The organism is Caenispirillum salinarum AK4, from assembly GCF_000315795.1.
GTDB lineage: Bacteria > Pseudomonadota > Alphaproteobacteria > Rhodospirillales > Rhodospirillaceae > Caenispirillum > Caenispirillum salinarum.
Genome location: NZ_ANHY01000011.1, coordinates 125,705 through 135,824, shown reverse-complemented (window position 1 = coordinate 135,824; position 10,120 = coordinate 125,705). Strand labels below are relative to the sequence as shown.

Below are 10,120 nucleotides of genomic sequence, written 5' to 3'. Positions count from 1 at the left end.
GTCAGAGCTTGATCCGGCTGCCGGCGCGACGGCGCCGGGTGGGCTTGGTGTCGACGTCCAGCGCCGACAGGGCCTTGTCGGGGGCGGCCAGGGCATCCATCAGCAGGGCGAGAAGCCGCTGCTGCCACAGGCGGATGCGCTCCGGCGCGTAAAGGTCGGCGCGATAGTCCAGGCGCAGGTCGATGGCGGCCCCGGTGTCGATGAACTGGAACAGCAGGTCGAAGGGCACGGCCTCCATGGGCAGGGGCAGTTGCCGCAGGGACAGGCCGCCCCACTCCAGCCGCAACTCGGACTCGTCGTGCAGGGCCACCAGCACGTCGGCGAGCGGCGCCCGGCTCCAGTCGCGGGGCAGGTCCAGGTCGGCGATCACCTGATCCAGGGGGCAGGCGGCATGGTCGAGTGCCGCCAGCGTGGTGCCGCGCACGGCATCCACCAGCGCGCCGAAGCCCTGGGCGCCGTCGATGTGGTCGCGCAGGATGACGGTGTTGACGAACAGGCCGTGGACGGGCTCCAGGTCCGGATGCACGCGCCCGGCGACAGGTGTCGCCACGCGCTGATCGGTCTGTTCCGACAGGCGGAACAGCAGGGCCTTCACCGCCGCCGTCAGCACCACGAAGGGCGTGGTCGCGCGCTCCGCCGCCATGCCCCGCACGCCTTCGGCCAGCGCGACGGGCAGGCTGAGGAAGGCCGTGCGGCCGGGGTTCGCGCTGCTCTCGGGGCGCTCGTGATCGGCGGGCAGGTCCAGCACCGGCAGCGGGGCGGCCAGGGTCTTGCGCCAGAAGGCCCGGTCGCCGGCATCGATGCCGCCGGCCGCCGCCTGCCAGGCGGCATAATCCACATAGCGCAGCGTCGGCGCCGGCCCGGCCTCTCCGGCCTCGTAGATGCCCGCCACCTCGCGCAGCAGGGCGGCCAGCGACCAGCCGTCGGTGATGATGTGATGGGCGTTGAGCACCAGGCCGTGACGGTCCTCGGCGAAGGGCAGCAGGATCGCGCGCAACGGCGGCGCGGCCTCCAGGTCCAGCGGCTGTTGCGCCAGCGTGCGGGCCTGTTCCGTGAGCACCGTTTCCGGGTCGCCCTCGGCGGGCGTTTCGGTGGAGAACGGCAGGCCGGGGTCGGGCTCGATGAGCTGGCGGGGCTCCCCGTCGCGGTCGATGAAGCGCAGGCGCAGGGCGTCGTGGCGCTTCTGGACGGCGGCGAAGGCATCGCGCAGGCGGTCGACGTCCAGCGCGCCCTCGATCATCACCGCCACGGGCACGGCATAGACCACCGAGTCCGGCTGCATGCGCTGGTGCATCCACATGCGATGCTGAGCCGCCGACAGCGGGTAGTCCTCCTGTTCCCCGGCCGAGGGAATGGCCGGCAGGGCCGGGCCATCGTCGCGGCGCGAGTCGATCAGGGCGGCCATGGCGGCGGGCGTGGGGGCGGCGAAGATATCCGCCAGCGCCAGGCCGACGCCGAAGGTCCGTTTGACCCGCAGCAGAAGCTGCGTTGCCTTCAGGCTGTTGCCGCCCAGTTCCAGGAATCCGTCGTCGGCGGCCACCGGACGGCCCAGCAGGTCCGCCCACAGGAGGCAGAGGCGCCCGGCGGTGTCGCCCTCGGCGGCTTCGCGGGGAACGGCCTCGGGCAGCGGCACGCCCAGCCCGCGGACAGGGTCGACGCGGGCCGCGTCGGGAATGGCGGTGACCGGCACCAGATGGGCGGGCACCAGCGCCGGCGGCAGCAGGTCGCGGGCGGTGGCGCGGATGTCGGCGAGCGTCGTGTCGTCCTCCAGCACCACCCAGGCGGTCGCACCTTCCACGACGGCGTCCCGGCAGGCGAGGCGCAGCACGGCCGCCACATGGGCATCGGTGTCGGGCGCGGTGCCGTCCAGCCGCCCCTCGGCGCGCACGCGCACCCCTTCCGCCATCGTGCCGGCGACGGAGACGGCGGGGACCGGGTACAGCGGCCGGTCGAAGACCACGCGGTCGCCCCGCGCCGCGTCCTCGCGGATCGGCCCCAGCGCGAGCGTGCGCCGCCCGTCCGCCGAGCGCAGGGCGCCCAGGCGCCTGGCGGCGTTCGGCCCGCGCGCGGCATGTCCCGCCAGCAGCGGCGCGCCGGAGACCAGCAGGACGCGCACGTCCGACAGGTCGGCGGTGTCGGGCAGCAGGTGTTCCGGCAGGTCGACGATGGTCGGCGGGCTGATCCGCCCCAGGCAGGCGCCCGTCAGGCGGGCGGCGAGGATGATGTCGTCGGCGGGCGTCGCGGTGACGCGGATCACGTCGTCAGCCGTCAACTCCAGCGCATCGATCAGGGCTCGGGCGGCTGCGGTGGTGGCCGCGTCAGCCTGTTGCAGCCGCTCGCGGATGAAGGGGCTGAGGGCCGGGTCGTCGATCGTAACACCATCCTCCAGCCCCGGCGGCACCGGCTCGCCCTCCGGCACCGGCACCGGCAGCGCGGCCGGCGCCACGGCGGGCAGGGCGGAAAGGGCGGTCTCCGGTGCCTCGGCGGCGGCCAGCAGCATGAGCCGCAGCGTTTCCAGCCAGGCCGCCACGGTGTCCTCGGCGAACAAGTCCTGGCGGTAATCCAGGTCCAGCACCAGCTTGCGCGGCATGGCCAGCGCGTTCAGCGCCAGGTCGAACTTGGCGCGCGCGATGGGCGCCAGTTCGGGCTCGGCGGTCAGGCCCGCGAAGTCCGGCGCGGCGGCCACGCTGTCCAGGTTGAACATGGCCGACAGGCTCGGCACCGCCACGCCCTCCGCCGCCAGCGCCGCGAGGCTGACTTCCTGGTGTTCATACAGCGACGCCATGCTCTTGCGCACGGCTCCGATCAGGTTCGCGAAGGCACTATCCGGCGCGGCATCCACCACCGCCGGCAGCATGGTGGAGCACTGCCCCGCCAGACACGCCCGGTCCATGGCCGCCTGGCCGGAGACGGGCACGCCGACGGCGATGCGCTCCTGCCCCGTCAGCCGGGCGAGCAGCCCCTGCCAGCCGGCCAGCAGCACCATGAACAGCGTCGCCTTGTGCTTGCCCGCCAGCTTGCGCACGGCGGCCAGGGCCTCGCCGTCCAGGGTCAGGGTCACGCGGCCGCCGGTGAAAGTGGGGCGGCCGGTTTCCGGGTAATCCACCGGCAGGGCGAGCGCGGGCGCCGGCGGGTCCAGGTGTTCCTTCCACCAGTGGGCGTTGGCCGCGCGCTTGTCCCCGCGCGCCGCTTCCCAGGCGATGTAGGCGGTGAAGGGTGTCGGCGCGGGCAGGGCGGCGGCGGGGTCGGAGTACAGCCGCGCCACCTCGTCCAGTACCAGGGCGATGGACCAGCCGTTGGTGACGATGTGGTGGCCGGAGAACAGCAGCCGCCAGTCCGTGCCCCCCACGCGCACCGCCACCAGCCGCCACAGCGGCCCGGCGTCGAAGCGGAAGGGGCGGCGGGCCTCTGCCTCCAGGCGCTCGGCCAAGGCGGCATCGCGGTCCAACTCGTCCAGCCCGGTCAGGTCGACGACCTCCACCGTCGCGTCCACCCGATCGGCGACGGTCTGGCCGGTGCCGTCGAGCGCGGTGATGCGCAGCGCCTCGTGCCGGGCGACCACGGCCGCCAGGGCGGCGTCCAGGCAATCCAGGTCGAGCGGGCCGGACAGCTTCAGCAGCGCCATTTCATTGTAGGCGAGGCTGGCGGCCGGGGTCGCCTGGGTCAGGAACCACATCTCCTTCTGCCCGTCGGACAGCGCCAGCCGCCCGTCGGGGAGAGCCACGGCCGGCACGTCAGGAAAAGGGACGGCGGCAAGCGCCTCCTTCTTTTCGGCGGCCTTGGGCGCGCGGGCCTTGCCCGGCGTCGGGGCGTCGGGGTCGGGCGCGCCCTGGGTCAGGTCCTTCAGCTCCGCCAGGTGGGGCAGGCCGCGGCGCACGGTATCCTCGTCCAGGCCGAAGTCGATGAGGCAGGTCAGTTCGTCGACGCCGATGCGCTTGCAGGTCGCCACCACCTCGGCGCAGGTCTCCGGCGAGCCGATCAGCGACACGCCGTCCAGGTAGCGGTCGACGGAGCGATCCAGCATGGCCTCCACGTCGCTTTCATCGGCGGCATCCAGGCCCATGCCCAGCGACCCCACCAGCTGCGATCGCAGGCCCCAGGCGCTGCGCAGGTACTTCTTGAGCGCCGGTCGGGCCAGCGCGCGGGCTTCTTCCGCATCCGGCAGGACCAGCGTGTGCATCATCAGCGTCACGTAGCCCCGGCCGGGATGCCCGGCTTCCTTCCAGGCGGCGTGGTAGAGGCGGATGCGCTCGGCCAGGTCGTCGACCGACATGGTTTCCAGGTAGGTGAGCAGCGGCACGCCCTGGCGCCCGCACAGCACGAAGGTGTCGGGGTTCTTGGGCGCGGTGAACCACAGCGGGATGTCGCCGTTCACCGGCTTGGGGAAGATTTCCACCGGCACGGGCTCGCCCTTGCCGCCGTTGAAAGTGACCGTCTCGCCGCGCCACAGGCGGCGCACGGTATCCAGCATTTCAGGCAGGATTTCGTTGCGGCGCTCGAAGTTGTCGGGGGTGAAGACGAAGTCGTTGGGGTTCCAGCCCAGCGCCACGCCGATGTCTACGCGCCCGCCCGACATGCGGTCGATCATGGCCCAGTCCTCGGCATAGCGGACGGGGTGGTGGAGCAGGGTGACGGAACAGCCGGTGCGCAGGCGCACACGCTCCGTCACCGCCACGATGGCGCCGCCGGCGACGGCCGGGTTGGGCGACAGGCCGCCGAAGGCGTGGAAGTGGCGCTCGGGCACCCAGATGGCCGCGAAGCCATTGGTGTCGGCGAACTTCGCGGCGTCCAGCAGGATGCGGTAGCCCTCTTCCCCGCCGTCCTCGGCCGACGCGAAGCAGTACAGCGAGAAGTCCGTGCGCGAGCGCACCATCTCCGCCGGGTCGGGCAGGGGCGCGGAGACCTCCGTGCGGTGGATGGTCTCGGGCGCCAGGTACTTGACGATATCGGCCGGGGTGCGCTTGAGGCCCTTGCTCTCCGCCTTCACGGGCGCGGCGGGCAGGGCCGGAGCGTGGGCCGTCTTCGGCTGGCCCCCGGCGGCATGGGCGCGGGGCAGGAAGCCGCCGGCGCGCAGGGCCTCCACGCCTTCCACCACGGCGCGGTAGACGGCTTCGATGTCCTCGTCCGTGTGGGCGGTCGAAAGGAAGCAGTTGCGCCCTTCCCACACGTAAATGCCGCGCGCGATCAGGTGGTAGAACAGAAGGTCGGCGTCGCCGCGCAGGAAGAAGCGGAACAGCGAACCGAAGTTCGCCACCCGGATGGCGACGTCGTTGTCTTCCATGAAGCGGTTGATGCGCGTACACAGGTCCGATGTCTTGCGGTTCAGGCGCTCGTGCAGCTCCGGCCCCTCGGCCTTCAGGGTGTCGAGCACCGCGCGCATGGCGGCCAGAACCAGCGGGTGGTGACAGAAGGTGCCGGCGACGAAGGTGTTGCGCTTGGTCGGATAGCTGTCGTCGCCATAGCGCCAGTAGCCGCCGTCCACCGCATCCATGAAGGCCGCCTTGCCGGCCACGAGGCCGACGGGCAGGCCGCCGCCGATCACCTTGCCGTAGGTGGCCAGGTCCGCCCGCACGCCGAACACGGCCTGAGCGCCGCCGGGATGCACGCGGAAGCCGGACACCACCTCGTCGAAGATCAGGCAGGTGCCGGTCTGCTCGGTGATGGCGCGCAGCTCCTGCAGGAAGGCCTGCGGGCGCATGTCGGGGCGGCGGCTCTGCACCGGCTCCACCAGCACGCCGGCCAGGTCATGGCCGTGGGCGCGGATGTAGTCGAGCGAGGCGGGGTCGTCGTAGCGCAGCACCACGACATCATCGACCATGCTCTGCGGCGTGCCCGGCGATCCCGGCACGGCGACGGGCTGGCCGTCCTTCTCCCGCCGCAGGGCCAGGATGCCGTCGAAGCTGCCGTGGTAGGAGCCTTCGAAGATCACGATCCTGTTGCGCTGCGTGGCGGTGCGGGCGATGCGCAGCGCCACCATCACGGCTTCCGTGCCCGTGTTGTAGAAGGCGACGCGCTCCATGCCCGTCATGGCGCAGATGTCTTCCGCCACCGGCCCGGCCAGTTCCCACATGGGGCCGAGCGGCGCGCCCTTGGTCCATTCCTTGGCGACGGCCTCGTGGATCGGCTTGAACTTGTGGCCGAACAGGTGAACGCCGAACCCCATGGTCAGGTCGATGAACTCCCGCCCGCCGACCTCGCGGATGCGCGAGCCCTCGGCGTGCTCCACCACCAGCTGGTAGACCATTTCCTTCCACGAGGGGCGGAAGCCCGCGATGTTGCGGTTGTTGGCCAGATACTGGCGGAAACGCTGCGTGCGCTCCTTCGAGCCGCCGGTGATGGCGGTGTAGGCCTCGGCCAGTTCCTTGAGGTGCTGGCGCTGGAGGGCGTCGGTCGCCGCCTTGTCCTCGTCGGTGCGGATGGCCTTGTAGGGCACGAAGGTCTCCGGCTGCCCCACCGACGCCGGCACCGACACGCCCGGCGCCGGGGAGGCAGTCGGCGCGGGCGTGGAAACGGGTGCCGTGGGCGCCGGTGCGGCCGGCGGCGAGAGAGCAGGCGCCGCCGGAGTGGCAGCCGGAGAAGCAGGCTGGCCCGAGAGCAGCGCGTTCTGCTGGGCCATGAGGGTGGTCAACGCCTGAAGCTGGGCGGCGAAAAGCTGCGGCAGCCCCTCGGCCTGAACCGCCGGAGCGGCGGGCATGGCCGGCATCTGCGGCACCTGCGCGGGCACCGCCGCCGGGCGGGCGGTGATGGAGCACGTCAGCCCCTCGCGCGCCGGAGCCGCCGCCGCCGGGGCGGCAGCGGGCGCGCCGGCCAGCCGCGCGCCTTGGGCCTCCAGGTGCGCGGCGATCTTGCGCAGGGTGTCCATGTCCTCGAAGAAGTGGCTGATGGGGATCTCGATGCCGAAGGTCTCGGTAATCTGCTGGCGCGCGGTCATGAGGATCAGGCTGTCGATGCCCACCTCGATCAGGTTCGCGTCCGGGTCGTCCGTCTCCAGCCCCGCGTCGGCCTTGATGGTTTCCGTCAGCCAGTCCAGCAGGCCCGCCCCCGCCGGTGCCGCCGCCGGGGCGGGCGCGGCCGGAACCGCCGCCACGGCAACCGCCCCCGGCTCGGCGTGGGCGGCGATGTGGGCGGCGATGGCGTCGGCGGTGTTCAGCGTCTCGATGAAGTCGCTGATGGGAATTTCCAGGCCCCAACGCTCGGCGATCTGCTGGCGCGTGCTCATGAGCATGAGGCTGTCGAGCCCCAGCTCGATTAGGTTCACCGCCGGGTCGATGTCCGCCAGCCCCGAGTTGGCGTGCAGGATATCAAGCAGGGCCGAGCGGATGACGTCGGTCGCGGCCGTCTGGGTCATGGGGGTCTCCTGGCGGGTCGGGGTCCGGGGCGCGGTGGCTGTGGATGGCGTGGGCGTGATGGTGCGCGGGCGCCAGAAGCGGCGGCGCTCGAACACCGTATGAGGCAGGGTGGGCAGGGACGGAGGCCGCCCCCGTCCCGGCGCGGCAACGGGCGCGCCATGGACGAACAGCCGCCCCAGCGCCTCGGCGAAGCGGGCGGGGCCGTCCTTGCCGCGCTCAAGGCAAGCCGTCCAGGGCGTGCCGGGCGTGGCCTGGGGGCCGAGCATGGTCAGCACCGGGCCGGGGCCGACCTCCAGGAACAGCGTCGCGCCCTGGTCCGCCAGATGCGCGCAGGCCTGGGAGAAGCGCACCGGCGCGCGCAGCTGGCGCGACCAGTAGGCGGCGGTGGTCAGGTCGGCGGAGGCATCGCCCGTCAGCGTGGAGGCGAACGGCAGGCGCGGGGCCTTCAGCGTCACCGCCTGCGCCGCCGCCTCAACCGCCGGCAGGGCGGCATCCATGCGGGGCGAGTGGAAGGCGTGGGAGACCTTGAGGGCGGTGCTCCTGACCCCCTCGGCCTCCAGCGCCGCGACCACGGCGGCGACGGCCTCGGCCTCGCCCGAAACAACCACCCGCTTCGGCGCATTGATGGCGGCGATGGCGGCGGCGCCGTCCGGGGAGGCTTTTTCCAGAGCCGCGCGCACCGTTGCCTCGTCGGCCTGCACGGCGACCATGGCGCCGCCCTCGGGCAGGGCGTCCATGGCCTTGGCGCGGGCGGCGACCAGGGCGCAGGCGTCGGGCAGGCTCATCGCCCCGGCCAGCACGGCCGCGGGATATTCGCCGATGCTGTGGCCGACGACGGCCCAGGGCGTGATGCCCCGGCTTTTCAGAAGCGCGGCCAGCGCCCACTCCACGGCGAACAGCGCCGGCTGCGCGAGGCCCGTGCGCTGGAGCGTCGCCCCGGCCTCGTCCCCCGTGGTGAACACGGCATCCGGCAGCCACAGGCCGAGCGGTTCCCGGAAGTGCTCGGCGCAGGCATCGAAAGCCTTGCGGAAGGCGGGTTCGGCCGCATACAGGTCCGCGCCCATGCCGGCGAACTGGCTGCCCTGGCCGGTGAAGGCGAAGACCACGCGCGGCCGCCCCTCCGCCTTGCCCGGCTTCGCCGTGCCCAGCGCCTCGGCCAGGGCGGCGGGCGAGGCACCGGTGACGGACAGGCGGTGCGGATGACGCGCGCGCTCCCGCAGGGCGGCGGCGGCGATGGCGGGGGCGGGAAGATCGGAATTGGCCGTCAGCCACTCCACCCACCGGGCCGACAGGGCCGCCAGCCCCTCGGGCGTGCGGGCCGACAGGCACAGCGCGGCGGGGCCGGGCGCGATGTCCTCAACCGCCGGCGCCGGCGGGGCTTCCTCCACGATCACATGCACGTTGGTGCCGCCGAAGCCGAAGCTGGAGATGCCCGCCCGGCGCGGAGCCTGTCCGCGCGGCCAGCGTACCGCCTCGCGCGCAACGGTGAGCGGCAGGCGGTCCCAGGGGATGTGGGGGCTCGGCGTCGCACAGTGCAGATGCGGCGGGATGGTCTCGTGCCCCAGCGCCAGCACCGCCTTGATGAGCCCGGCGATGCCGGCGGCGGTTTCGGCGTGGCCGATGTTGGTTTTGACCGAGCCCACCACCAGCGGCGCGGCCTTGGGCCGATCCTTCAGCAGGACCGCCTCCACCGCCTCGATCTCGATGGGGTCGCCCAGGGGCGTGCCGGTGCCGTGGGCCTCCAGGTACCCGATGTCCGCCGCTTCGAGCCCGGCGCGGCTGAGGCTTTCCGCCAGCAGCGCCTTCTGGGCCTCGACGCTCGGCGCCGTCAGTCCGTTGGAGCGGCCGTCCTGGTTGACGCAGGTGGCGCGGATCACGCCCAACACCCGGTCGCCGTCCCTCTGTGCATCCGACAGGCGCTTGAGCACCACCAGGCCGCAGCCTTCCGCCCGCGCGAAGCCGTCGGCCTCGGCGGAGAAGGTCTTGCATTTGCCGTCGGGCGCCAGCGCCTGCATGCGCGAGAAACAGATGCCCGTTTCCGGCCCGAGGATCACGTTGACTCCGCCGGCCAGCGCCGCATCGGCCTCCCGCCGGCGCAGGGCCTGCACCGCCATGTCCACGGCCACCAGCGACGACGAACACGCCGTATCCACCGCCACCGACGGCCCGCGCAGGTCCCACACGTAGGACAAGCGCCCGGCGGCGGTGGAGCCGATGGAGCCGGTGACGTCATAGGCCGTGATGCCCTCGGGCGCGCCGGAGAACACCGTGTGGCTGGCGTAATCGCTCTGCGACAGGCCGACGAAGACGCCGGTGCGGCTGCCCTTCAGGCGCTCGGGCGCGAGGCCCGCGTGCTCGAAGGCTTCCAGGCTGACTTCCAGCAGCATGCGCTGCTGCGGGTCGAGCGCGTGGGCCTCCACCGGCATGATGCCGAAGGCGGCGGCGTCGAATTCCTCCGGCGAGCGCGCGAGGTATCCGCCGGCGCGGGCATAGGAGCGTCCGGCGGCGGCGGGGTCGGCGTCGTAGAAGGCATCGGCCGTCCAGCGGTCGGCGGGGACGGGGCCGGTGGCGTCGCGGCCGGCCACCAGCATGTCCCAGAAGGCGTCCGGCCCTTCGGCGCCGGGGAAACGGCAGCCGATGCCGACGATGGCCACCGGATCATCGGCGGCGCGCAAGGTCGCCAGCTCGCGTTCCAGCGCGTCGATGCGGGCCAGCGCGCGTTTCACCGTGTCGCCGGTGGGGCGGGCGGATTTCGCGGAACCGTCGGCCAT

Annotated in this window: 1 protein-coding gene; it reads right to left on the bottom strand. The window is 72.8% G+C overall.

Annotated features, from left to right (window positions below):
• Position 1 precedes the first annotated feature (1 nt).
• Positions 2-10,120 (bottom strand): type I polyketide synthase, encoded by a 10,119-nt coding sequence (locus C882_RS12260; RefSeq protein ID WP_009540930.1) that lies wholly within the window; start codon positions 10,118-10,120, stop codon positions 2-4.